This window comes from Leptolyngbya sp. FACHB-261, from assembly GCF_014696065.1.
Lineage (GTDB): Bacteria > Cyanobacteriota > Cyanobacteriia > FACHB-261 > FACHB-261 > FACHB-261.
The window spans coordinates 474,775-497,369 of sequence record NZ_JACJPL010000031.1; the positions used below are offsets into that span (position 1 = coordinate 474,775).

23 protein-coding genes are annotated in these 22,595 nt (G+C 51.0%); 13 read left to right on the plus strand and 10 right to left on the minus strand.

The window, feature by feature from the left end; genetic code table 11:
• Positions 1-65: 65 nt before the first annotated feature.
• Complete coding sequence (locus H6F94_RS27280) at positions 66-2,024, minus strand: serine/threonine-protein kinase (RefSeq protein WP_190805413.1); 1,959 nt, start codon at positions 2,022-2,024, stop codon at positions 66-68.
• A 181-nt stretch (positions 2,025-2,205) separates the two neighbouring features.
• Here H6F94_RS27280 and H6F94_RS27285 point away from each other — a divergent pair, with 181 nt between their 5' ends.
• From H6F94_RS27285 to H6F94_RS27320, 8 genes are all read left to right on the plus strand, one after another.
• Complete coding sequence (locus tag H6F94_RS27285; protein WP_190805414.1) at positions 2,206-2,955, plus strand: SIMPL domain-containing protein; 750 nt, start codon at positions 2,206-2,208, stop codon at positions 2,953-2,955.
• Positions 2,956-3,239: 284 nt separating this feature from the next.
• Positions 3,240-3,929 (plus strand): bacteriorhodopsin, encoded by a 690-nt coding sequence (locus tag H6F94_RS27290; protein ID WP_190805415.1) that lies wholly within the window; start codon positions 3,240-3,242, stop codon positions 3,927-3,929.
• 135 nt (positions 3,930-4,064) lie between these two features.
• Entirely contained in the window at positions 4,065-4,622 is a 558-nt protein-coding gene (locus tag H6F94_RS27295; RefSeq protein ID WP_190805416.1) for a M48 family metalloprotease, read from the plus strand.
• Between the two features lie 96 nt (positions 4,623-4,718).
• Positions 4,719-6,005, plus strand: coding sequence for an MFS transporter (locus H6F94_RS27300; protein WP_190805417.1), 1,287 nt, complete (start codon positions 4,719-4,721; stop codon positions 6,003-6,005).
• 53 nt (positions 6,006-6,058) lie between these two features.
• Positions 6,059-6,829: an ergothioneine biosynthesis protein EgtC gene (egtC, locus tag H6F94_RS27305; RefSeq protein WP_190805418.1), complete on the plus strand. Its 771-nt coding sequence runs from the start codon at positions 6,059-6,061 to the stop codon at positions 6,827-6,829.
• 385 nt (positions 6,830-7,214) lie between these two features.
• Positions 7,215-8,384 carry an SUMF1/EgtB/PvdO family nonheme iron enzyme gene (locus H6F94_RS27310; RefSeq protein WP_190805419.1) on the plus strand — a complete coding sequence of 390 codons (1,170 nt, stop codon included), beginning with the start codon at positions 7,215-7,217 and terminating at the stop codon, positions 8,382-8,384.
• 42 nt (positions 8,385-8,426) lie between these two features.
• Positions 8,427-9,212 (plus strand): FkbM family methyltransferase, encoded by a 786-nt coding sequence (locus H6F94_RS27315; protein ID WP_190805420.1) that lies wholly within the window; start codon positions 8,427-8,429, stop codon positions 9,210-9,212.
• A 100-nt stretch (positions 9,213-9,312) separates the two neighbouring features.
• On the plus strand, positions 9,313-10,053 hold the full coding sequence (locus H6F94_RS27320; RefSeq protein WP_190805421.1) for a TIGR04283 family arsenosugar biosynthesis glycosyltransferase: 741 nt from the start codon (positions 9,313-9,315) through the stop codon (positions 10,051-10,053).
• On the opposite strand, the gene H6F94_RS27325 is transcribed toward H6F94_RS27320, so the two are convergent.
• Positions 10,038-10,739, minus strand: a complete 702-nt coding sequence (locus tag H6F94_RS27325) for a DUF547 domain-containing protein (protein WP_190805422.1) — start codon at positions 10,737-10,739, stop codon at positions 10,038-10,040. The genes H6F94_RS27320 and H6F94_RS27325 overlap by 16 nt on opposite strands.
• Before the next feature lie 179 nt (positions 10,740-10,918).
• On the opposite strand from H6F94_RS27325, the gene H6F94_RS27330 reads away from it, so the two are divergent.
• From H6F94_RS27330 to H6F94_RS27345, 4 genes are all read left to right on the plus strand, one after another.
• Positions 10,919-11,770 (plus strand): DMT family transporter, encoded by an 852-nt coding sequence (locus tag H6F94_RS27330; protein WP_190805423.1) that lies wholly within the window; start codon positions 10,919-10,921, stop codon positions 11,768-11,770.
• A gap of 51 nt (positions 11,771-11,821) precedes the next feature.
• A complete protein-coding gene (locus H6F94_RS27335) occupies positions 11,822-12,496 on the plus strand; it encodes an SDR family oxidoreductase (protein ID WP_190805424.1) in 675 nt (224 codons plus the stop codon).
• 117 nt (positions 12,497-12,613) lie between these two features.
• Positions 12,614-12,898: a DUF2470 domain-containing protein gene (locus H6F94_RS27340; RefSeq protein ID WP_190805425.1), complete on the plus strand. Its 285-nt coding sequence runs from the start codon at positions 12,614-12,616 to the stop codon at positions 12,896-12,898.
• Between the two features lie 118 nt (positions 12,899-13,016).
• Complete coding sequence (locus H6F94_RS27345) at positions 13,017-13,220, plus strand: hypothetical protein (protein ID WP_190805426.1); 204 nt, start codon at positions 13,017-13,019, stop codon at positions 13,218-13,220.
• A 92-nt stretch (positions 13,221-13,312) separates the two neighbouring features.
• Here the strand turns inward: H6F94_RS27345 and H6F94_RS27350 are convergent, their stop codons facing one another.
• The 3 genes from H6F94_RS27350 to H6F94_RS27360 all read right to left on the minus strand — a co-directional run bounded on the left by H6F94_RS27350 (position 13,313) and on the right by H6F94_RS27360 (position 15,799).
• Positions 13,313-13,723, minus strand: a complete 411-nt coding sequence (locus H6F94_RS27350) for a hypothetical protein (protein ID WP_190805427.1) — start codon at positions 13,721-13,723, stop codon at positions 13,313-13,315.
• Positions 13,724-14,125: 402 nt separating this feature from the next.
• The gene (locus H6F94_RS27355; RefSeq protein ID WP_190805428.1) at positions 14,126-14,440 is read right to left on the minus strand and encodes a fertility inhibition FinO-like protein; all 315 of its coding nucleotides are present in this window, start codon (positions 14,438-14,440) and stop codon (positions 14,126-14,128) included.
• A 168-nt stretch (positions 14,441-14,608) separates the two neighbouring features.
• Positions 14,609-15,799 (minus strand): MFS transporter, encoded by a 1,191-nt coding sequence (locus H6F94_RS27360; RefSeq protein WP_190805429.1) that lies wholly within the window; start codon positions 15,797-15,799, stop codon positions 14,609-14,611.
• A 160-nt stretch (positions 15,800-15,959) separates the two neighbouring features.
• On the opposite strand from H6F94_RS27360, the gene H6F94_RS27365 reads away from it, so the two are divergent.
• The gene (locus tag H6F94_RS27365) at positions 15,960-18,260 is read left to right on the plus strand and encodes a CHASE domain-containing sensor histidine kinase (RefSeq protein WP_190805430.1); all 2,301 of its coding nucleotides are present in this window, start codon (positions 15,960-15,962) and stop codon (positions 18,258-18,260) included.
• On the opposite strand, the gene H6F94_RS27370 is transcribed toward H6F94_RS27365, so the two are convergent.
• From H6F94_RS27370 to H6F94_RS27385, 5 genes are all read right to left on the minus strand, one after another.
• A complete protein-coding gene (locus tag H6F94_RS27370; protein ID WP_199320678.1) occupies positions 18,238-18,924 on the minus strand; it encodes a cysteine hydrolase family protein in 687 nt (228 codons plus the stop codon). The genes H6F94_RS27365 and H6F94_RS27370 overlap by 23 nt on opposite strands.
• A complete protein-coding gene (locus H6F94_RS33370; protein ID WP_313949386.1) occupies positions 18,924-19,067 on the minus strand; it encodes a hypothetical protein in 144 nt (47 codons plus the stop codon). Before H6F94_RS33370 ends, H6F94_RS27370 begins: the two co-directional genes overlap by 1 nt.
• Positions 19,058-20,470, minus strand: a complete 1,413-nt coding sequence (locus H6F94_RS27375) for an ABC transporter ATP-binding protein (protein WP_313949387.1) — start codon at positions 20,468-20,470, stop codon at positions 19,058-19,060. The genes H6F94_RS33370 and H6F94_RS27375 overlap by 10 nt, the downstream gene beginning before the upstream one ends.
• A gap of 116 nt (positions 20,471-20,586) precedes the next feature.
• The gene (locus tag H6F94_RS27380; RefSeq protein ID WP_190805431.1) at positions 20,587-21,240 is read right to left on the minus strand and encodes a BMP family ABC transporter substrate-binding protein; all 654 of its coding nucleotides are present in this window, start codon (positions 21,238-21,240) and stop codon (positions 20,587-20,589) included.
• Between the two features lie 516 nt (positions 21,241-21,756).
• On the minus strand, positions 21,757-22,434 hold the full coding sequence (locus H6F94_RS27385; protein ID WP_190805432.1) for a response regulator transcription factor: 678 nt from the start codon (positions 22,432-22,434) through the stop codon (positions 21,757-21,759).
• Positions 22,435-22,595 lie beyond the last annotated feature (161 nt).

A 22,595-nucleotide genomic window follows, 5' to 3' on the forward strand; every position in this document is an offset into this window, starting at 1 on the left:
AGGATATTCAGTTGCGACGGCTCGGCCCAACTACAGTCAAACGCTACAGCTGTTCTTCGCGGTTCTCACAGGCGTTGTAGTAGCGAAGTCAGCTGATTGCGCAGTTCGCTGTTATCAGCAGGGGTCAAATCGAGTGCTTTTTGCAAATCAGAACGGGCGCTTTGGTTATCACCCAACTTGTTGTAAATCAAACCGCGATTGGCAAACGCAACCGGATCTTGGCTGCCCAATTCAATAGCTCGATTGTAATGTCCGAGTGCCGCATTCCAGGCGCCCAAACTCCCTTGGATATTGCCACAAGTATTGTAAGCATCCAGATAGCGAGGGCTCAATTCAATCGCCTTTTGGCAAGATTGCAACGCCTCTCTAGATTTCTTCTGCGATTGCAAAGCAGCAGCCCGAATGTTGTAGGCTGCTGCATAACTGGGGTTGAGTTGAATTGCTCGATTTAGATCTTGAAGGGCAGGTCCCATTTTGCCCTGAAAGTAGTAAGCAGAGCCTCGATTGTTGTAGGCAACAGCTTGCTTGGGGTCTAGCTTTAGAGCGGCATTGGCCCGGTCGATCGCTGCTTGCCATTGTTTGGCTTGCACTGCTAGAAAGCTGGCACAGGTTTGCCCTAAAGCTGATTCTGGGTCCTGAGCAGTGACGGCTTCGCAATCAGCTTTGGCTCCAGCGTTGTCACCCTCAGCCGCCTTGATCAAGCTGTCTCGGAATTTAGCCTGGAGATCAGCGTTTGGTGCAGCCTGGGCTGTGTCAGTCGCCACGGGCGTGGCCGTGGCTGTAATGGGAGCTTTGGGCTTGCTATTGAAGGCACTCAAAAGCCCAAACCCCAGCACTAACACACCTACCCCCACCCCACCCCACAGCAGCCGACGGTCGGGGAGGCGGAGGGGTTGAGTAGGCGCAGGCGTGAGCGAGGTTTTGGTTCCGGATTCGGTTGTAGTTTTAGCTTTAGCCTTAGGTTTCTGGGGCTCGTTCAGCTTCGCTGGCGCGACCACCTCAGTGTCAGCTCTGCTGATTGAGGCTGTCTCTGAGGCAGCCGGGGCTGACCCCACGCGAATGGTTGCTCCCAGGTCTGGACTTGAAGATTGGTTGACTTGGCCTAACGCCTTCAAGAGTTCATCAACTGTCTGCGGACGATCGGCTGGTTGCTTCGCCAGACAGGACATGACGAGGTCATTGACTGCCGCTGGCAAAGCGGCAGTCCCACCAATCGCCTTGAGGGACCGGGGCTGTTCCTGGTTGTGAACTCGATACCAATGGGCAAAAGAGTCTGAGTTGCTCGGGATTGAAGTAGCGTTGCTCCTGAGTGGATGCGTCCCAGACAGCATCTCGTACATGATCAGACCCAAGCTGTAGATGTCCGAGCGGGCATCCAATTCCCGACCTTCCATCTGCTCTGGCGAGGCATATGCCAGGGTGCCAATGAAAGCTTGCGTTTGCACTGAGAGCGTTCCCTGTTCGCCCAAAAACTTGGCAATGCCAAAGTCTAGTACCTTCACCAGCTCGCCCATGCTGGCATCCTCTTGCACCAAAATATTGCTGGGTTTGAGGTCGCGGTGCACCAGGTTTTGATGTCGCCCCTCAATTACCAGCCCTTCATGCACTTGTCGCAGACCCAAGCAAATCTGTCGGACCAACGACAAAAAGCGGTGCAAGGCCACAGGACCTGGCTGCATGATTTCCCGCAGCGTCCGGCCTTCTAGATACTCCATCACGTAGAAGGGTAGCCCATCGGCGGTAAAGCCATAATCACTCACCCGCACCACGTGGAGGCTGCGCTGACTAAGCAAAGCACAGGCTTGAGCTTCCCGTTCAAAGCGACGACGCGTTAAGTCGTCGGGCAGCGTCTGAGTCAGCGTCTTGAGCGCAACCAACATGCCACCGAGCACGCTGTCTTGGGCTAAGTAGACTCGCCCCATACCGCCTTGGCCTAGCAATCGGACCAAGTCGTAGCGGCCTGCAATCTGGGTGCCTAGCAAAGGATCGGGAGGTGGATCGAAGTTTCGCAAGGGTGACGTCACAGAGAAAACCTGCTGCTACATCTTAATATTCAGACTTCACTCACTCCTATCAGGTTTCAGGAAACCCCTGATTGCCTGTTCTTGGTTGCGGAAACTGCAACACTGCGCACATAGGCACTAGAGAAGTGCCAAAGTACCCCTAGAACCGAAGCTGATTATCTTAACCGTGAGGAAGAACTGCATGAGCGCTCTACTAAAGCCCATCTCATCCAAAACAAAGCTACTGGGCTTACCGATTTTGCTAGCTATGGTTAGCCTCAACTGGCTACCGCCAGCACCCGCCTTCGCTGCTGATGAAACGCCCAAACAACGCATCATAACCGTCACAGGTCGAGGCGAAGAACCAGTCCAAACCACTAAGGCGGAAGTTCAATTAGGCGTTCAGATCCAAGGCCAAACTGCACAAGAAGTGCAACGTCAGGTTGCCGAGCGTTCGGCTGCGGTAGTGCGCTTTCTGCAGGGACAACAAGTGGAGCGGTTACAAACCACTGGCATCAACCTGTCTCCCACCTACGACTATTCCAATAATCGTCAGCGCCTAGTGGGTTACACCGGTCAGAACACTGTGAGCTTCCGAGTGCCTGTCGAAAAGGCTGGACCATTGCTAGACCGAGCAGTATCTGCAGGGGCAACCCGGATTGACTCGGTCAACTTTGTTGCACCAGAAGCTGGCATTCGCGAGGCACGAGCAACGGCCCTACGCGAAGCGGTTGAAGATGCCCGCGCTCAAGCCAACGCCGTATTGGCTACGCTCGGTCATACCGCACAAGTTGTGCAAACGATTCAAGTCGATGGCGGTAACGTGTCGCCCCCAGTCCCCTACCTCATGAACCGAGCTGAGCTGAGTCAGGCCGCCGATAAGGCGCCAACCCCTGTCGTAGGTGGTCAACAGCAAGTTCAAGCCGCCGTCACGCTGCAAATCACTTACTAGAATCACTCCTCAGCCAGCAACTTCTCAGCAAGCAACACAAGCCGCTCAAAAACCTCCATATATATCCCTTTCCTACTCAGCTCGACTTGATGGGGAAGGGATGTGTTTTGTATGGAATTCCAGTTTAGGGATCAAGTCAGTCATACTCGGTCATCGGATAGATCCCAGACACCATAAGTACATTGTAAAGTTCTGTTAAGCGCGAAGTGCCAACTTGCTTTGGGCTTAAAAATCTGCGTATCCAAGAACTTACGAACTCAAATTAATTCGTCTGGAGATTTGCTGTGACACAATTCTGGCTCTGGATAGGGGTCATCGGTATGGCCTCAGGATCCATCTTCTTTGGCGTTGGTGCCCACAACGCCAAGAAAGAATCTTGGAGGGCGATTTTTATTCTTAACTTCTTCATCACTGCCATCGCTTCTGCACTCTATTTAGCGATGGCCCTAGGACAGGGGGTTAATGTTATTCAAGATCGCACAACCTATTGGGTTCGCTATGTCACCTGGTTCTTATCAACACCATTGCTACTTTTAGATCTTGCTTATCTGGGACGCACGAGCGTGCCCCTTGTAGGCAGCCTGCTGGGTGCCAATGCTTACATGATTGCGACCGGTTTTGTGGCAACTATTTCACCAAAACCGATTAATTACATCTGGTACCTGGTTAGCTGCGGCGCTTACTTAGCGATTATTTATCTACTGGTTAAACCCTATCGCTTAGAAGCTGAACGGAAACTGCCGGGAATGGCGGGTGCCTTTCGTCGGTTGGTCACAGTCCATCTTGTGCTTTGGACTGGCTATCCTCTAGTTTGGATTCTGGGCAACACTGGCTTTAACCTGATCAGTGGTGGGGTTGAGACCATGCTTTACACGTCGCTCGACCTCGCATCTAAAGTTGGCTTTGGTTTACTCTCGCTTAACACGCTGCACACACTAGAGCAGGTGCGTGAACCTCAATTGGTTAGGAGATAAGTTCAAGCCTGTCTGGCCAGTTTCTTTAGCTCATCCGGAGCCAACTTTATGGACTAAGCTTGCAAGGGTCGAGTAGCTTGTTGTAGTAGAGGCTCGATTTGAGACTGGTTTAATCCTGATCATGGGCAGATTGGCATGCCAACAACATTGAGTAAGGTTGCTTGGTTGCACCAGAAGCGGTTGCACCATCAATCAAAATACCGATTGAGCATTTGGCTTGCACTCAGCACCACGCTAGTGCTTTTGCCCTTATTAGGAGCTCAACCAGGGCAGGCTCAGTCCGTTGCTTTTGAAGGCTGTAAGGTTGGGACTGTGCCAGTAGCAACCCTTGAAGATCCCTCACTCAACGATTTAGCCGTCGCCGTTCGCAACCCAGCGACTGGTTACCCAGAAATTCGTTATAACCGCGCTGTGGCAGCAAACATTCGCTATCGTACGCGGCTATTTTTTTACGCCCACGAGTGTGCTCACCATGTCCTAGGTCACACAGTCGGACGTGGTCGTGCCTATCCACGCGCCACTGAGCAGGAGGCTGATTGCTGGGCCATCCGCCAGCTTTACGGCTCCTATTTCAACAATGCTGACCTCAGAGTCCTACAGCAAGATCTCACGCGCTTAGGTCGGGCATCGCGAACTCATTTTGGTGGCGCACAACGGGCCAGGAACCTCAACACTTGTCTACGCCGCCGCTAATTCCTAAAGTCCCCCGAACAGGTCAGGACAGCAGTAAGTACAAATACTAAGATCTACAGGGGGAAGTTTATTGCTCACCAGAGGCTTGGCTCGCTCTTGAATATTTTCACTACGCTCGATCGTCGCCAGCGTCGGAACCTGGGAGTTCTGTTTACTGCAGGTTTATTGTTCTGGTCTAGCCTAGCTTCGCTACTGCCGGTCTTGCCGCTTTACCTTCGGGATTTAGGTGGTTCTGAGCAGCAAATTGGTCTAGTTATGGGGGCTTTTGCAGTCGGCGTCCTGCTCTGCCGCGCCTGGGTGGGCCGGTTGGCCGATCAGCGCAGTCGCAAACTGGCTCTGCTCCTGGGACTGCTAGCGGCCACCATCGCGCCCCTGTGCTACATCGTGGTCAAGACGATGCCATTGATGGGGTTGAGCCGTGCCCTACATGGCATTAGCATTGCCGCTTTCACAACCGGCTACAGCGCGCTGGTGGTGGACCTCTCACCGGAGCGCAACCGAGGTGAATTGATCGGCTATATGAGCTTAGTCAATCCTTTAGGCATGGCTATTGGTCCAGCGTTGGGTGGATTTTTGGAAGCCTGGACAGGCTACACACCACTGTTTCTGCTGTCGGCAGGTTTGGGCTTGGTAGGGCTAGTATGTACCTGGCAGGTTGAGGAGCAACCTCTAGCGCCTAGCATCGCTTTAGATTCAGCCGCAACCTCAAGCAAACAGTTTTGGCGGTTGCTGACTAGTCCTCGCGTTCGGATTCCCGCTCTGGTCATGCTCATGGTTGGGCTTGTTTTTGGAGCCCTGAGCACCTATGTCCCGCTGTTTATTGAGCAGGAACAAGTGAGTTTGAATGCAGGGCTGTTCTACACAGCTATCGCCATTGGTAGCTTTGTAGTGCGTTTTATCACGGGTCGAGCCTCCGACCGTCATGGGCGTGGGCTGTTTATCAGCCTCAGTTTGGTGTGTTATGCCCTGTCTATGCTGCTGCTCTCACTGGCTAACAGTGCCGAGGCTTTTCTAATCGCGGGGACTGTGGAAGGGTTAGGGGCAGGTATCCTGTTGCCGACTATGAGCGCTCTAGTCGCTGACCGGGCTAGTCCTTTGGAGCGGGCGCGGCTGTTCAGTTTGTGTATTGGTGGCTTTGACTTAGGCATTGCGCTCGCTGGACCCTTGTTGGGGACCGTGGCCGCGCAGGCCAGCTTCCGAGCCATGTTCGCTTTGGCAGCGACCCTAGCGGGGGCAGCTCTGCTGATCTTCATGACTCAGGCGGGCAAGGATCTGCGCCATTCGCTCCGGTTTGCACTGGGTCGCGGCCAAGATGTCTATGCTTACCAAGCGCCTGAACCTGAATTGGTACTGGGGCAGTCTCAACCATTGAGCCGCCATTGACTTTTGATAGTCTTCAGTTTGCTCGGCTGTCCAATTTATTTTTTAGGCTTTTTATGTGTCGTCTGACTGCCTATCTAGGGCCCGCGGTTTCGCTGGGAAAACTTTTGTTGGAGCCGGAGCATTCGCTATTGGTTCAGAGCTACAAACCGCAAGAAATGGCCAATGCTGTGGTCAATGCAGATGGTTTTGGTGTGGGCTGGTATCACCCTCAACGGCAAATACCTCCCTGTGTCTACACCAACATCATACCCATGTGGAATGACATCAACTTCCCCAATCTAGGAACTTACCTGGAGTCTAGCTGTATCTTGGCCAACGTGCGCAGTGCTACCACGGGCATCGCTGTTGACCAGAGCAATTGCCAGCCGTTTCGCTATGACAATCTGCTGTTTACTCACAATGGCTACATTACCAACTTTCGCAAGACATTAATGCGGCCTATCCGTGACAGTCTGAGCGACGAATACTACCAAGCCATTCAAGGCACCAGCGATTCAGAACATATCTTTGCGCTGTTTTTGAATTATTGGCAACAGTCGCAACTGAGTTTGGTCGAAGCCCTGGATAAAACGGTACAGCAGCTAGTGGCTTGGGCAGGAGATTCGGTAGGTCTGGCTCTCAACTTGCTGGTCACTGATGGCAACCAGGTGGCAGGGGTTCGGACCAACCATCAGGCCAGCAGTCCCTCCCTGTATTGGCAGCAGGGAGAAGCGGCATTGATTGCCTCAGAACCTCTGTCTCCAGAGCAAGCTTGGTCCCCTTGCCCAGACCATCATTTGTTGAGTGTTAATCGCTCAGGTCAATTTCAGTTTGAAGCACTCTGATTTAGGTGCTTCAGCTACGGGTTAGCTAAAAACTTTACAACTCAGGGGCGGTGGACCAGCCCCTGAGCTGTTTCACCCATAAGAAAATTAAATTAGAGGTTTGAGCTAATTTCTCATCTATTTCTAAGCTTTTCATCCAATGTTTTTAGGTAGTCTGAGTTCAATACCAATGGAGCAGAGAGCTTAAGTTCCCATATCGCCAGTTTTGCCTTCTAGAAAACCCAGTAATCCTAGGGGGATTGCAGAGTTTTCTTTGATATAGAAGATTCTGATTATGAAGCGATAGTCAGTACAAAATTAGGGTTTACAGTAGAATTTTTTAAGTAAGGCAGGCGTGACTTAATGCTCATGCTTGCTTAATCTCTATCAAGTTATACCCCCGCTGATGAATCACACCCTGAGCCCTAATGCTCCGCCACTCTCAGCCCAGCAATCGCATCTGAAAGCGGCAATTCAGGCAGAGCTAACCCAGACCCGAGTCCATACTTTAAGCCTGTTTGACGCTATTGATGAGCAAGATTTTTGCAGACAATTTCACCCAGATTTCAGTCCCGTGGGTTGGCATCTAGGCCACATTGGTTATACCGAAGCTTTTTGGCTGCTAGGGCAATGCCAGGGCGAAACAGCATTGGTTCAGGAGTACGAACCAATCTTTTCGGCGGTGCAATCAGTCAAGCATGAGCGAATCTATTTGCCGCCCCGCTCAGACATTCTGGACTATCTCAGCCGAGTGCAAGAGGCTAGCTTGCAGTTATTGCACAGCACTAACTTCGATCCTGAGCACTGGTTGTTGCGCCGAGCCCAGGTGTTTTACCAGGTTTTGCAGCACGAATACCAGCACAGCGAAACGGTTGTGATTGTGCAGCGCTTGATGGGTCAGCGAGGGCTAGGGCCTCAGTTTGTGTCCCCAAGTGCGCCTGCCGCACCCCTACACATCCCTGCTGGGACCCTAGAAATGGGCGATGAAGGTCCTAGAGCTTACGACAACGAGCATCCTATTCACCCGGTGTCCGTCAAAGAGTTCTGGATTGACGCGGCACCTGTGAGCGTTGAACAATATGCTTGCTTCATTAAGGCCGGGGGATACCAGCAGCCTTGGCTATGGTCCGAGGATGGCTGGGCCTGGCGGGAAGCACACAGCATTCAGGCGCCGCTGTGCTGGTCTGAGCAGAAATTAGAGGCACCCCTCTGCCATGTCAGCGCCTATGAGGCAGAAGCCTATGCTCGCTGGGTGGGCAAACGCTTACCGACTGAAGCAGAGTGGGAGCAAGCCGCGCGGACTGGCTTACAGGATATCGGTGCGGTTTGGGAATGGACCGCGAGCACCTTCACCCCCTATCCTGGTTTCCGGCCCTATCCCTACGCTGGCTACTCAGCTGCTTACTTTGATGGACAGCATCGCGTATTACGCGGCGGATCTTGGGCTACGGCTCGGCCCTTGGTCCGGGCCTCATTCCGTAACTGGTATCACCCTTGGGTTAGGCAAATTTTTGCAGGCTTTCGCTGTGTCTCGTCTAGTTGCCCTGATTCTGAGGGGCAATGTTCCAAACAGTGAAACTGGGTTCAGCGTTTGCTAAGTAGAGCAGGCAGAACAGGCATGGGTATTGCAGAAGCCAGACTTCCCAATGGCTTAAAAGTTGCTTATCTAAATCAATTGGAGCTGAATTTTCTTTACCGCGAGATTTTTGAGCAGCAGGTTTATTTGCGTCATGGCATCACGGTCAAGCCTGGAGACTGTGTGTTCGATGTGGGTGCCAATATCGGCCTATTCTCACTGTTACTGAGTCAAGCGTCTCCAGAGTTAAATCTTTACTGTTTCGAGCCCATCCCAGCCGTATTCAAGGCATTGCAGCGCAATAGTTTCCTGCATTTTTCCAACGCTACGCTCTTGAATCTCGGCTTGTCTCAAAGCTCTGGAGCAGCAAGTCTAACCTATTACCAGAAATGCAGTGGTTGGTCTACGCTCTATCCTGATCCAGAGGAAGTTACAGAGTCACTGCGCACCTATGCCGGCAACTCGGGCAGCCTGTTGCCCTGGCTCCGGCGGCTTATTGCCACGCGGCTAGCCAAGCGCCTGCTGTCAGAGCAGCAGACTATAACTTGTCAACTCAAAACGCTCTCTGAAGTCATTCAAGATCAGAACATCAGCCAAATTAATTTGCTCAAAATTGATGCTGAAAGAAGTGAATTAGATATTCTGCTGGGCATTCAGCCGCGTGACTGGCCTAAAATCCAACAGCTTGTGCTCGAAGTTCAGGATCTTGAAAACAGAGTTGTGAGCATTGAAACCATGCTCAAACAACAGGGTTTTACAGTGACCGCTGAACAGCAGCCAGAGCTGAAAGATACCGTTTACTACAACGTCTACGCAACCAGGCTTTAGGGCTTAGCTTCAGAAGCCGGTATCCTCAAGCAGTCGTAGAACAAAGGGTTGGTCTATCTTTGAAGCCATAGAAGCCCTATGCCCTAGTTAGCCAGCCCCCATGCCTGAAGTTCAACAAGTGTCCATTGTGATTCCGGCTCTGAATGAAGCAGCCTGTTTGGGACAAACCTTACGTCAACTTAGCATTCTAGATCCTCCCGCTTGGGAGGTACTTGTGGTAGACGGAGGCAGTGAAGATGAGACTGTAGCGATTGCTGAGAGCTTGGGCGTTAAAGTGCTCTACTCCTGCAAACAGGGACGTTCAGTTCAAATGAATCAAGGGGCCCAAGCGGCTAGTGGCGACATTCTCTGCTTTCTACATGCAGATACTGTCGTGCCTAGTGATCTGATCGCTGTGATCCGACAAGCACTTGCCAATCCGACTGTTTCCTGCGGTGGCTTCATCACCTTGATTGCAGGTTCAACCCATACTCATTGGGGTGTTTCACTACATAACTATCTCAAAACTTTCTACGCACCACTACTATTTCGACCCCATCTATTTTTTAAGGGATTACGGTTGTTGTTTGGCGATCAGGTAATGTTCTGCCGTCGTGAAGACTTTCAGGCCTGTGGTGGTTTTGATCCGACTCTGCCCATTATGGAAGAAGCTGATTTATGCATTAAATTAGTCCAGCGGGGCCGGATTCGCTTAATCAATCGAACAGTATTAACCTCTGATCGTCGTATTGCTCGTTGGGGGCCTTGGAAAGCAACTGCACTCCACTTGATGATCGGCTTTCTCTGGGGGTTTGGCGTGGATGCAGCCTACCTCAAACGCTTCTATCAAGACTTCCGCTGATTGAGGCTCCAATCATAAGGCAGGTAGCGAATCTGCGGCAAAGGCTCAGTCGAAAAATCTGTTTTGAGATAGCGGCGAATGTAGTCTGGTGCAGAAGGTGCGACCCGGCAAAAGTCATCCCGGTACCATTTTAAAATTTGGCTGCAATGCAGTGTATTGGTTTCAGGTTCGTAGTGAACTTTCTCAGGATTATTAATAAAGCGGCTCGCATCTTCCTCTAGTTGCTGCCGGACCTGCTCTGGCCAGTAAGCACCAGCCCTTAATAATGGACAACCAACCGATGCACAAACCAGAGCAAAATGAATCCGAGGTTCAGCAAAATCACGACGCAGAATATTATGTTCAATCTGATTTAAACTCAACCGTCTCTTAGCTACAACATAAGTAGGCTTCAGAAAAAACCATAAAAAAGCAGGCCAATTGGGAACACCTAAAATCCTTGGCCGAATTGAATCAATCGGATAACGGCTTAAGACATCGGAAATTGCGCAAGCATTGTAGGCATTCACCCAGAAAGCCAACTGGAAATCGGTATCTGGTTGAGTCTGTAGGTCGAAGCTGGCCAACTCCGCCAGCCATGGTGTCAAAGCGTCCGGCTGCTCATTTTGCCAGGCCCCATAATCTACCCGGCCCTGATCATCCACGTATTGCCGGAGCAGCGAATCCCAGACAGAGAAGTTCAGCATGTTTTTAGCTTACGCAATCCGTTGAATGTGTGGGCCTAACTATCGTGACTTAAGTATCGCGGCCTAAGTATCCTGGCCCGAGTATATTGGTCTACCGGGATAATGCGACAGGCATATTAGTACGCTAAGGTGCTTGCCGCTCTGGTCTGAGCCTTGTTGTCCCTACTCCGAGATCCATCATGGTGCGTCTATCTCAGAAGGCTCTGCGTACTCAGGGTGTTGCCCTACTGGTTGCGATCACAGTGGTCTGGGGAACCACGTTTCCCCTGCTGAAAGGTGCAGTTGAAAGTCTTTCCCCTGCGGTTCTAATTGGCAGCCGCTTTGTGATTGCGGCCTTAGCTTTGGCACCATTCGTGCGTCTGAATATAACCCTGCTGCGAGATGGCCTCTTGCTGGGGCTGCTACTCTTTGCTGCGTTTGCGACCCAGGTGCTTGGTCTCGAAACCACCTCAGCTAACCGGGCAGCCTTTATCACCGCTCTGAACGTCATTCTGGTGCCTTTGTTGGAACCACTGCTGGGCCGACGTCTGCCCCATGTAGCTCTCGTAGCAGCAGGGCTGGCTCTTACTGGGATTGGCATTATGTCTTGGGAGGGGGGAAGCTGGGTGGTGGGTGATTTCTGGATGCTCGGCTGTGCCCTGAGCTACGCGCTCTACATCCTCCTGCTGGAAGCAGTAACACCGCAGCATGCACCACTCAGCCTGAGTGCGGTTCAACTCGCTGTAGTCGCCCTATTAGGTCTAGGCTGGTCAGCCCCAGCGCTGCTAGAGCAATGGCCTGCCGTAAGGGCCAACTTCACTGCGGTGCTCTACCTGGGACTGATTGCTACTGCCATCGCTACCTGGGTGCAGGCCGTGGCTCAACGTTGGCTCTCAGCCTCAGAAACAGCATTGATTTACGCCCTAGAGCCGGTATTTGCGGCTGTGTTCTCCTTTTGGTTGCTCGGCGAGAGTTTGGGAGTGCGTGGGCTACTGGGGGCTGGCTTAGTCTTGGGCGCAACTGTTTTAAGTCAGGTGCGCCGCGAGAGCTAGAAGCTTACAATCGCTGGAGCAACTCTCTTGCGTCGAAGGGTTTTGAGAATTATGGGTGCTCCTTACATTTTTCTAGCCGGGGCGAGCCGAGGCGTTGGCCTAGAGATTGCTCGCTGTTTGAGCCAGCAGCAATACGGGGTCAAAGCGCTTCTGCGCCACGAGGCAGCTCGTACTCAGCTGGAAGCTTTGGGCATAACGGTTGCGATCGGTGATGCACTTGATGTGCCTGCGGTCGAGCAAGCAATGCTGGGTGATACCCCTATCGAAACCGTGATCAGTACGATTGGCGGTTTGCCCCAAGATGGGAAGCGAGCAGATTATTTGGGCAACAGGAATCTGATCGATGCGGCCCGCAAAGTCGGTGCCAAAAGATTCATCTTGATTTCTTCAATTGGCGCTGGCAATAGCGCCATTGCGATCGCGCCTCATGTTTTAGAAACCTTAGCCACTGTATTGGCAGAAAAGGAAAAAGCAGAAAACCATTTGATTGCTAGTGGCTTGGTTTATACCATCATCCGCCCTGGTGGTCTGCAATCAGGACCTGCTACCGGCAACGGTTTGTTGACCGAAGATCCTGCGGTGGCAGGCAGCATTTACCGGGCCGATGTCGCCCAGTTAGTTTGCCAGTGCCTCACCTCAGAACGGGCCAACAACAAAGTTCTCTCAGCCGTTGATCGACAGATGCTCTATGGCCAACCGGTCTTTGAGGAATTTCAGTTGAGTTAGGCCCGTGTGGGGAGTGGTTTTAGGTTTTCACTGCACACTGATACACTAATTTTGCAGCCTGCAAACTGGCTTCCCGAAGCTTTTGTGATCTCCCAACCTTTTCCAATCAATTAGGCTATGTCTGAACCTTTTTCAACTGAAATTAGTCAACGCATCTGCGCGCACATGAATCAGGACCATACAGATGCCATCGCCCTTTACGCCAAAACCTTTGGTGGGGCACCAGAAGTGACAGTTGCAGAAATGGTTTCCATTGATGCTCAAGGTATGAACTTGATGACTGAACTCAAGGGCGCTGTCGTCCCCCTGCGCATTAACTTTGACCATGTGCTCAAAGATGCTGAGGATGCTCACCACACCCTGATCGCAATGCTGAAGCAGGCACAAACCCAGCTTCGCTAGTTCAGTAGACGTTTAAGGTAGCTCTGAGGCAGCTCTAAAGGCAGCAAAAAGTTGAGATCGCTGAGGTATCCCAAGCCAGGTATCGCTAAGCTGGGAAGTAAGGATTGAGAGGTGTACGATGACCGTAAACTGTGCTGAAGCTTGCGTCAACGGCTGTATTTTGGGAGAGAAGTGCCCTCACCGCGAGCATGTTGCAGCCGCCTCGAAGTTTCTGCAGGAAACTTCCATGGACGAAATTTTAGAGATCGCTCAAAAGAGCGTTGAGAAAAAGTTTACTCAAGCGATGAGTCAAGAAGCCGAGAAATACTTTTCTGATCAGTAGATTCAATAGCTAGGCCAGTCGCTAGCTAGTCTGTCGCTAATCAGTTACTAGTTCACTAGGGCTTGCAGGTGCTGCGAGCCCTAGAGTTCAACCTACACCTGGCTTAGTAAACGAGGCTCTTTCGTAAGAATTGCTTCTCCTTTAGTGAGCCGATCGTCACGATCATTGGCTGGACGTCTAGAGCTGATTAGGTCTAGACCTCGGCCATCTTTGAACAAGACTGTCTTACGAATTGCATTGGCTGGAGTTTTGTAGACCGAGCCTAAGCTGGCGTATTGATAAGGCCTCTGGCGGTAGTGATGCCAGAAGATAGAGGCCGCACGACTGCAAAGAATAGTCGAGTCGCTTAGGTCAAGGCTGGCATCTGACTCCACTAAGACCACAGCTTCAAACCCGTGGGGAGAGCCATCCTGGATCCAACAGCGAACCAAATGACCAATTGGAGCTTTTTTGCGAGTAAATGAATTGAAGATTTGCTTAAACAACTTCAATATTCTCAACATAAACCTACGTTTCCTCAGGTCCTTACTGCTCCTACTTTGTAGTTTGCATGCTGTTGAAGGATCTGCGGGGAGGTCTTAGCTTTATTTCATGCTTTCGCTTTAGATTTCTCAACATTACACCAGCACTGTCGGCTGCATCAGTGTGTGCTGTCTAACTCAGCAGCTTTAAATTTCGGCAATTTATCCAGGTTCTACAGGGCTTACAAGCAGTTGACTTCAGTCTAGAGGGATACGCTTTGACTTTCTTAAGAGCTTGCGCAACCTCAAGCTGCTAAACACTGCTTAACATTCCGCTTCTTAATATTACTTAAACAATAGCTCCCTCCCACAGCTCTCTCGAAACGTTTTGAGAAAGCCTTGGAAGAGAGCTGTCCGGAGACTATTGCAGGTTTCGGGCTGGGCTCAGTTAGCGTCAGCCTGACTAGCTGCCGCAACCTCAGGTCTGGGCTTACGCTCAAAGACTTGAAGGTTGGGCTCTAAAAGGATAAATCCTTTAGGCGTATTGGGTCCCATCTGGCCTGCAATTGAGGCGATCCACTCTGGATACTCAGCCTTGGCTTTCTCTAGCTTGTTGAACATCCTGGGCCGCATTTTGATCGTGATTTCTTTGCCCCCCACCTCCACCTGGATCTGCTTCCAACCGTTTTCTACGGTTTTGAAATTTTCGGGAAACTGGCTGATTTTAACGGTCAGCTCCATCCTGCCTGGAATTGTCATGCGCTCCTCCTCTAGTCCTGCTGCGTTTTTTCAGGCTTTACCTCTCACACTGGTTTTGCTGGGCTGTTTTGCTGTGAATCGCTAGCCTCGTCTGTATTCAAGCCATCACTGTCCTATTAAGCCATAGCTGCTGTTATGACTAAATAGCCAAGGCCAAGCTGACGGGCCTCAGTCGGGCGAAACTGGAGCTAAGTCACGTCGCTGGCGTAACCAGAGCACAGCAGCTATCGCTAGGGCATTCATTGGAATACCTGCGTAGTTCACCATATCCCAACCGAAGTCGTACAGCAGCCTTCCCGATAGAAACGTGGCGAAGGCAACGAACCCGAACATCAAAAAGTCGTGCATGGCTTGGCTCTTTGCCCGCTCAGCAGGAGCATAGGCTTCAGTTAATAGAGTGGTGGAACCGACAAACATGAAGTTCCAACCAATGCCTAACAGCAGCAGGGCAGCCCAGAACTCGAGAAAACCGGTGCCAAGCAGGTTGATAGCAATACAAAATGCATTCAGTACGCCGCCACACAGAATGATGTTGAGTACACCAAACCGAGCAATTAGAAAACCGGTCACGAACGATGGTGCAAACATGCCCAGCACATGCCACTGAATTACAGAGGCCGCAGCATCGAATGGGTGAGACGCGGCAACCATAGCTAAAGGCGTAGCAGTCATGACCAGCGCCATCGTGCCATATCCCAACATGCTGCCCAAGACAGCTACGATGAATTTAGGCTGACGTGCAATCACCATTAGAGGCCGTACGGGTTCTGTCTGTTGCACAACTGAGGCGCGGGGCATTGCCACCCAGGTCAGTAGCAGAAGAGCAACCAGTTGCAGCGTAATGATCACCACCAGAGAGCCCGCATATTGAGCCTCCATCAGCACTCTGGACCAGGTTGCTAAAGCAGGACCCACCAGTGCAGCAATGACTCCACCCGCAATGACCAGGGAAATCGCCTGGCTGCGAAACTGTTCGTGAGCTGCTTCAGCCGCCGCAAACCGGTAGAAGCCAGCAAAGCCGTTAAAGCTACCGAACAGAATCGTCGCCAGACAAAAGAGAGGGAAGCTTTGGCTCGAAATTGCGTAAACGCCTAAGACTGAACCAGCCATGCCAACTAGCACCCCAATCTGAAATCCAACCCGACGTCCCAAGCGTTGCATGAGCAGGGAGGCAGGAATGGTTGCCCCCATCGTTGCCAACTGCTGTAGAGCCAGAGGAAAAGTGGCCAAGGATTTATCGTCGGCTAAGGCTTGACCAATGAGCGCTGCCACGGTAGCCAGGACCGTATTCCCAGTCATCCCCAGTGCTTGGCACAACGCAAGTAGCAGAACATTTTTCCTGGCTGGATCAAGAGTCATCAAGGCAAATCACTCGGAGTCAAAACACCCTTAATTAGGACACAACTAGAGAAAGCATCAAAATTAGACATTGATGATATCAGGTTGTGTTTGCCATAAACCTCAACGACTGCCCCAATAATGCCAGGATTAAACCTGAGTCCGTCTGGGGCAACGACCAATGAAAACAGAACTGCAAGAGCGTGCGGATATCTTGGCGGTCAACTTACAAAGAAGTGTAGACGCTTGTCTTGAAGTGCTTCGCTCCATTAGCCAGTTCTATGCTTCGTCTAAGCAAGTCAGAAGACAGGACTTTAAATCTTTCGTTCAACCAACATTGTCCCGTCACCCTAGTATTTATGCTTTGGAATGGTTACCTCGCATTCGAGACTCCGAGCGTTCAGGCTTAGAACAAGCGGTACAAGCTGAAGGTTATCCAGTTTTTGAAATCACAGAGCGAACCGCAGAGGGCAAGGCACTGAGAGCAACACAGCGCTCTGAATATTTTCCCGTTCTCTATGTGGAACCCTTCACAGAAAATCGACCAGCCCTTGGTTTTGATTTGGCCTCTGATCCCACCCGTTGGTCTGCCATGCAAAAAGCTCGGGATACGGGGAGCACAGTTGCGAGTGGCCGCATCAAACTCGTCCAAGAAACCCATGCTACTTTTGGCTTTTTGGTGATTTTGCCGATTTACCAAAGTGGAGTTGTGCCTGAGAGTTTAGCGATGCGACCCGAGGCTCTGCAAGGATTTGTGATTGGTGTCTTCCGTATCGCTGATATTGTGAAGGCCGCTTTGCCGGGCTTAGATCTCGATCAGATTAACCTGTATCTTTATGATAAATCGGGTAGAACGGGCCAAGGTTTTTTGGCCTACTACGAAGCTGAAACTAAGCAAATTCTTTCTAACCCTCAATACGAGAGAAATATTGAGGCGGCGGGGGAATCGCTGTACCGCAACCGCAATATTTGCACTCGAAATTTTCAAGTCACTGACCGTCAATGGTCACTGCTAGCCCTGCCAACCTCTGACTATGTCGACCGGGCTGAACTCTATAACCAAAGCCGCATGACGGCAGATACTGCCACCGCCCAAGCTCAACAACTCCGGCAAGCGCTTTACAGTTTGCATCAAACTCAGGGGCGATGGTTTTTTGAGAAGAAATTAATTGCAGGCGCGGTCGGTCTTGTGTTGCTGATTTTGTGCAGCATCAGCTTTGTCTCCTATCGCAGCATGACTCTGCTGATCAAGAGTACAGAACATGTTGAAAGCTCCCACCAGATGCTTGTCAGCCTTGCCAAAATTCTGTTCATCGTTTCAGGCAACGAGGCCGATAGAATTGGTCGCCCTGCTGAGCAACAGGCTCTTAGGCAAGAGGTGGAGACTCTTCAAAAGCTAACGACTGATGCTCAAACTCAGCAGCGACTCGCAGACTTGCAAGTGCTAATTGCTCGAAGCGGAGAGCCGCTGGCCTCACCAGAGCCAAGCTTCCAGGCTGAGCTGCAACGCGAAGTTGTAGCCCTGCAACAGGCGGAGCAATCCCGGTTGCAAGCGGCAAGAGGGGCAGCTGAAGCCAGCGTCCGCGACACAGTGGTCGTGGACATGATTGGGGTTTGCCTATGTTTTGCGTTGCTAGTTGGCATTTACTACCTACTGCATCGGCAAATTACTGAACGGTCTTCGGCAGAAGCTGCCCTCTGTCTGGCAAATGATGAATTAGAAACTAGAATCCAAGAGCAAACGGCGGAGCTAGATAGCACTCGTGAAATCAGTGATCTCAAACTGCGTTTTTTCTCGATGGCCTCCCATGAGTTCCGCACGCCGCTGAGCATTATTTTAGTTTCAGTGCAGGGTTTGGAGAATAACAGCCACGAGTGGACGGAAGAGCGTAAACACCGCAATTTCCGACGCATTCGCTCAGCCGCTAGAATGATGGCTCAATTACTATCCGATATTCTCACGCTCACTAGAGCAGAGGTTGGCAAGCTAGAGTACAGACCTGAACTCTTGAATTTAGACCAATTTTGCCAGCGTTTAATTGAAGAAGTTCAACTCAGTAGGCATGGCTATGGCGAAGGACATAGCGGCAATGGCTCTGCTGAGCGCAGTATCCGCTTTACCAATCACTCTGGCTGCATCCAAGCTTACCTAGATGAAAAACTTCTGCACTCAATTCTGACGAATCTGCTGTCTAACGCCTTGAAGTACTCAGCTCCAGAGAGCCAAATCCATCTGGAACTGACCCACGGTGAAAATATCATCTTCAAGGTCAGGGATCAGGGCATCGGTATCCCACCCGAAGATCAGCAACAGCTGTATGAGGCCTTCTATCGTGGTCAAAATGTTGGCGATATCACCGGTACCGGTTTAGGCTTAGCCGTGGTTAAAACCTGTGTAGATCTGCATGGAGGCCAGATCTCCTTTGAGAGCAAAGTGGGATTGGGAACAACTTTCACCCTTACCTTACCGCAGCGCTCTTAACACCACCCAACCCTTGTAAAACAGCTGCTGCCGATGCAGTCCAGCCCACAATTCCACTTTGAGCACGCACCATTGCCAGAGTTGCTTGCTTAAATTCTGGAAAGTAGCTTTCCGTTGCATCCTCAACCATAAGACATTCGTAACCACGATCATTGGCCTCACGCATTGTGGTTTGGACGCAGACCTCTGTTGTCACCCCTGTAATTAATAAATGGGTGATTTCCCGTTCATTCAGAAGCACTTCTAGATTGGTACGACAGAAGGCTCCTTTGCCCGGTTTGTGGATTACAATTTCACTCGGCAAAGGAGCCAGTTCTGAAATAATGTCGTTGCCAGGTTCTCCTTTGATCAGAATTCGACCCATTGGCCCCAGATCGCCAATATTGAGTGTCCCTCGGCCTCGTTTCTGCTTCGAAACAGGGCAGTCAGACAAATCAGGAAGATGGCATTCAATCGTGTGAATAATCGTTAGGTTCTGCGCTCGGAAGCTGTCTAGAAGCAGTTTGACCGTTGGCACAATCGCTTGTAAGCGATGAACATCATTGCCCAGGGCTTCACCAAAACCGCCAGGTTCCAGAAAATCTCGCTGCATGTCGATAATCACCAAAGCGACCTGACTGAGGTTTGGCAGCTCATAATCGTAGGGCTGGGCGTCAATTCGCATTATTCATGTCCTGCCATGCGTTCCCCAATTGTTGCAAAATCGGCATCTGCAATTGGGCTTTCGTACACTAACTTACCTTCACTAATCACTGCAATTCGATCGGCAAGAGCTAGCAATTCATCGAGGTCTTCACTCACCAGCAAGACAGCAACGCCTCGGTTGCGCGCCTCAACAATCTGCGAATGAATAAATTCCACCGCAGCAAAATCGAGGCCAAAGCAGGGATTGCTGCAATTAGAACTTTAATATTGTGTGCAGAAAGCTCACGCGCTAGTACAGTACGCTGAACATTACCGCCCGACAGATTGCCAACGGGGGTATCGGCCGACGGTGTTTTGATTTCGAATTGGCTAATCAAACCCTGAGCAAACTGAAGTGTTGCCTGCTTAATCAGCAACCAGCCGCCCTTGGCTTGGGGCTCACGGTCAAAGGTGCGCAGGGCTAAATTCTCCGCCACGCTCATGTGGGGTACGCAGGCATTGCGCAACGGTTCCTCGGGTAGGGCGAAAATCTTATGTCGATACATTTCGCCACGCGTGGCCCTGTAGACCTCGCCATTGACGATCACCTGGCCCGCGGTTGCGGTTCGCTGACCTGCCAAAACTTCGACTAACTCCCGCTGACCATTGCCACAGACACCAGCAATACCGACAATTTCGCCGGCATGAACCGTCAAATTAACTCCTAAGACAGCCTCTAGGCCATTGTCTTTGTTCGCCCTTAAACCTCTAACCTCCAAAATGGGTGTGGTCGAGGGCGGAGCATTTTTTTCAACGGGTTTGACTTCCCTCTGTTCACCCAACATCATTTGAGCCATGTCAGAGGTTGAGAGATCACGCACTAAGCCATGACCAGCAAATTTGCCTCGTCTTAGCACTGTGACTTCATCCACAAAAGCCATGACCTCGCGGAATTTATGGGTGATCATCAAGACACTAAGATGTCCTCCCGAAGCCTGTTCTCGTAACAAGCCCAAAACTTCATCAGCTTCGTTGGGGGTGAGTACCGAGGTCGGCTCATCCAGAATCAGAATGCGGCTCTTGAGATAGAGTTGCTTGAGAATTTCTAGCTTCTGTTTTTCACCCGCTGCCAGTTGAGCAATAGGCGTGTCTAAATTAACCTGGAAAGGCGCATCGGCCATAAACTCACGCAGCTGCTCATACTCTTCTTTCCAGCTGATAATATTGGGACTGTTGAATCGAGACAGCACTAAATTCTCGGCCACACTCATCGCTGGCACCGAGGTAAAGTGCTGGTAGACCATGCTAATGCCAAACTGCTGAGCATCGCGAGGGCTGGCGATCGTAGAGGGCTGCTTGTCAATCAAGACTTCACCACTGGTCGGCGTGTAGAAGCCCATAATGCACTTTACAAACGTGCTTTTGCCCGCACCGTTTTCCCCCAAGAGAGCATGAAAGCTCCCCGGCCTAAGCGTCATGGAGACATTGTCTAGTGCGATCATCGAGCCAAACTGCTTGGTCATATTGACCACTTCTAATTCTGGTGGTCTGGCTATTTCTACAACTACACTCGCTATTGATGTCATAGGGCTTCGCCTTGTCAGGATTCCATTTTGAGGGGCTATTTTCAGGTGGGAATTTAGCTAGGTTCGGGCTTGTTCTTTGCTGTTTTGCTCTTAGGTTTTGCTCTTAGGTTTTGACCTTAATTATTCGTGCCCAGCGCCCCTGTCGCGGGATCAACGCTGCGAGCACCTAGCGTAAAGCCATTGATGTTGCGCAGCACAGGGTTAATTGGCTTGGCCGCGATAAAGCCTAATTTCTTAGTTTTAAAAGTACTTGCTGCAACTACGCCAGCAATATATTGTGACTCATCGACATCGCCAAAATAGCTGCCGACATTTTTGGGTGAAACTCCTTCCTGGTACAAGCTGCCGCAGTGAAAGAATTGGACTTCAGGATATTCTTTGGCAACTTTTAGAATGTAGGGATCGAAATAGCCATAAGAGGTAGGAAATAGGGCGGTAATGCCATCCTGATTGATCATATTCAGCATGGTTTCTTCAACCGCTGTGGTTTCAGGCACGCTGGCCTCTTCCACGGTCTTGGCCCAGGTTAGCTCTTTAGAAACTCCTGCTGCGCCTTCGTGATGAGCTTGGTTCCAACCATAGTCATCTTTGGCTCCTACATAGATGAAGCCCATATTGGCTGCGCCAGCGCCAGTGGTAGAACTAGTGGTCGCTGCTGGCGCAGGGGTGCAACCCGTTCCGAAGCGGGCTGTGATGCCAAAGGCACCAGTGGCCAATAAGCCTCGAACGACCTGGGGACGGGATAGAAATAACGGGGGTCGGCTGTTCACGTCTTCGGTTCCTCCAAGCCAAGGTCTAGTGCTCAACTTGAACACGCAACTTACGGTATAGACGTGAAAAAGCTGGGAGAAATTTGGGAGAAGTTAGAGAGAAATCGGGAAGAAATCGGGAAGAAGTTTAAGCGTTTCCCGTGGCGTCAGGCTTACAGGTTTATCTAAGATAGCTGACAGTTGGTCAACTCAATTGAGGCAAGCTCAACTGCCCTTTTAGGCTTTTTTTCTACAGTAGCAGAAGCTACCAGTTCTATTTAAATTCAACTAAATTCAAGCAAAAGCTAACAGGCAGTAATATCAATTCTCTAAACGAGAGCTACCCATCAAAATCCCACTGCTTACGGCTCCTCTGCTTGGCAAGGGGAGGTTGGGAGGGGTCAATCTGTAGCGGTTAAAAAGTGAGTTGGTATAACAGGAGTAGACAGGTCAAGGTTCGGCTTTTCGCTCAGAGGAACAAAGCCATCTGTTCCTAATCGGTGATCTGAGCAGCCCAGCTTGAATTTCAGATTTAATTTATGAGGCTTGTCTGAGACGGTAGCCGATGCCGTGGACCGTTTCGATGAAATCCTCTGGTGCCCCTGCGGCTTTCAATTTGGCTCGTAGGGTTTTGATATGAGCTTTAACAGCATCCTCCTCAGGCGAATCTTCTAAGGGCCAGATGCGCTCAATCATGACTGCGCGGCTGAGCACCCGTCGGCCATTGGCCATCAGCAGTTCTAGCAGTGAGAATTCCTTGGGCGTCAAACGCAAAGCCCGACTGCTATAAGTGACTTCGTAAGTATTGGGATCTAGACACAGATTGCCCCAAGTCAAAAGCGGGGGCAGCGTCGTACTGCCCCGACGTAATAAAGCGCGAACCCGCGCTAGCAACTCCTGTAAATCGAATGGCTTGACGACATAATCATCGGCACCTGCATCCAAACCTGTGATCTTATCGCTGCTGGTATCGCGGGCGGTCAGCATCAGAAGCGGTAGATGATAGCCGCTCATGCGTAAGCGCTGACAAAGACTGATGCCGTCAAGCTTGGGCAGGGTCACATCCAGCAAGAGCAGATCGTAGGTCAAAGCTTTCACCTGAGCCCAACCCGCTTCTCCGTCCTTGGCAACGTCCACCACATAGCGCTCGTCCACCAGAGCGTCGGACAGGGCTTCCGCCAGAGTTATATCATCTTCGACCAGCAGGATTCGCATAATCAGAATGACCTTGCGTCAAGACAGCAGGCAGGCCTTCAGCAAACAGTTCTGCTGCCAAGAGATTCGCCCGAAGTTCAGATCCAGAGTTGTATTGCCAAATACATTTATCAGTTGAGGACCTGAAAAGGCATGGAGTCCGAGCAAGGCTCAGGCAATAG

Coding starts and splice junctions, on each gene's coding strand:
- H6F94_RS27365 (WP_190805430.1), top strand. CDS start 15,960: ATGAAAACAGAACTGCAAGAGCGTGCGGATATCTTGGCGGTCAACTTA.
- H6F94_RS27345 (WP_190805426.1), top strand. CDS start 13,017: ATGACCGTAAACTGTGCTGAAGCTTGCGTCAACGGCTGTATTTTGGGA.
- H6F94_RS27335 (WP_190805424.1), top strand. CDS start 11,822: ATGGGTGCTCCTTACATTTTTCTAGCCGGGGCGAGCCGAGGCGTTGGC.
- H6F94_RS27325 (WP_190805422.1), bottom strand. CDS start 10,739: ATGCTGAACTTCTCTGTCTGGGATTCGCTGCTCCGGCAATACGTGGAT.
- H6F94_RS27320 (WP_190805421.1), top strand. CDS start 9,313: ATGCCTGAAGTTCAACAAGTGTCCATTGTGATTCCGGCTCTGAATGAA.
- H6F94_RS27315 (WP_190805420.1), top strand. CDS start 8,427: ATGGGTATTGCAGAAGCCAGACTTCCCAATGGCTTAAAAGTTGCTTAT.
- H6F94_RS27340 (WP_190805425.1), top strand. CDS start 12,614: ATGTCTGAACCTTTTTCAACTGAAATTAGTCAACGCATCTGCGCGCAC.
- H6F94_RS27285 (WP_190805414.1), top strand. CDS start 2,206: ATGAGCGCTCTACTAAAGCCCATCTCATCCAAAACAAAGCTACTGGGC.
- egtC (WP_190805418.1), top strand. CDS start 6,059: ATGTGTCGTCTGACTGCCTATCTAGGGCCCGCGGTTTCGCTGGGAAAA.
- H6F94_RS27310 (WP_190805419.1), top strand. CDS start 7,215: ATGAATCACACCCTGAGCCCTAATGCTCCGCCACTCTCAGCCCAGCAA.
- H6F94_RS27350 (WP_190805427.1), bottom strand. CDS start 13,723: ATGTTGAGAATATTGAAGTTGTTTAAGCAAATCTTCAATTCATTTACT.
- H6F94_RS27355 (WP_190805428.1), bottom strand. CDS start 14,440: ATGACAATTCCAGGCAGGATGGAGCTGACCGTTAAAATCAGCCAGTTT.
- H6F94_RS27385 (WP_190805432.1), bottom strand. CDS start 22,434: ATGCGAATCCTGCTGGTCGAAGATGATATAACTCTGGCGGAAGCCCTG.
- H6F94_RS27370 (WP_199320678.1), bottom strand. CDS start 18,924: ATGCGAATTGACGCCCAGCCCTACGATTATGAGCTGCCAAACCTCAGT.
- H6F94_RS27375 (WP_313949387.1), bottom strand. CDS start 20,470: ATGACATCAATAGCGAGTGTAGTTGTAGAAATAGCCAGACCACCAGAA.
- H6F94_RS27295 (WP_190805416.1), top strand. CDS start 4,065: ATGCCAACAACATTGAGTAAGGTTGCTTGGTTGCACCAGAAGCGGTTG.
- H6F94_RS27330 (WP_190805423.1), top strand. CDS start 10,919: ATGGTGCGTCTATCTCAGAAGGCTCTGCGTACTCAGGGTGTTGCCCTA.
- H6F94_RS27360 (WP_190805429.1), bottom strand. CDS start 15,799: ATGACTCTTGATCCAGCCAGGAAAAATGTTCTGCTACTTGCGTTGTGC.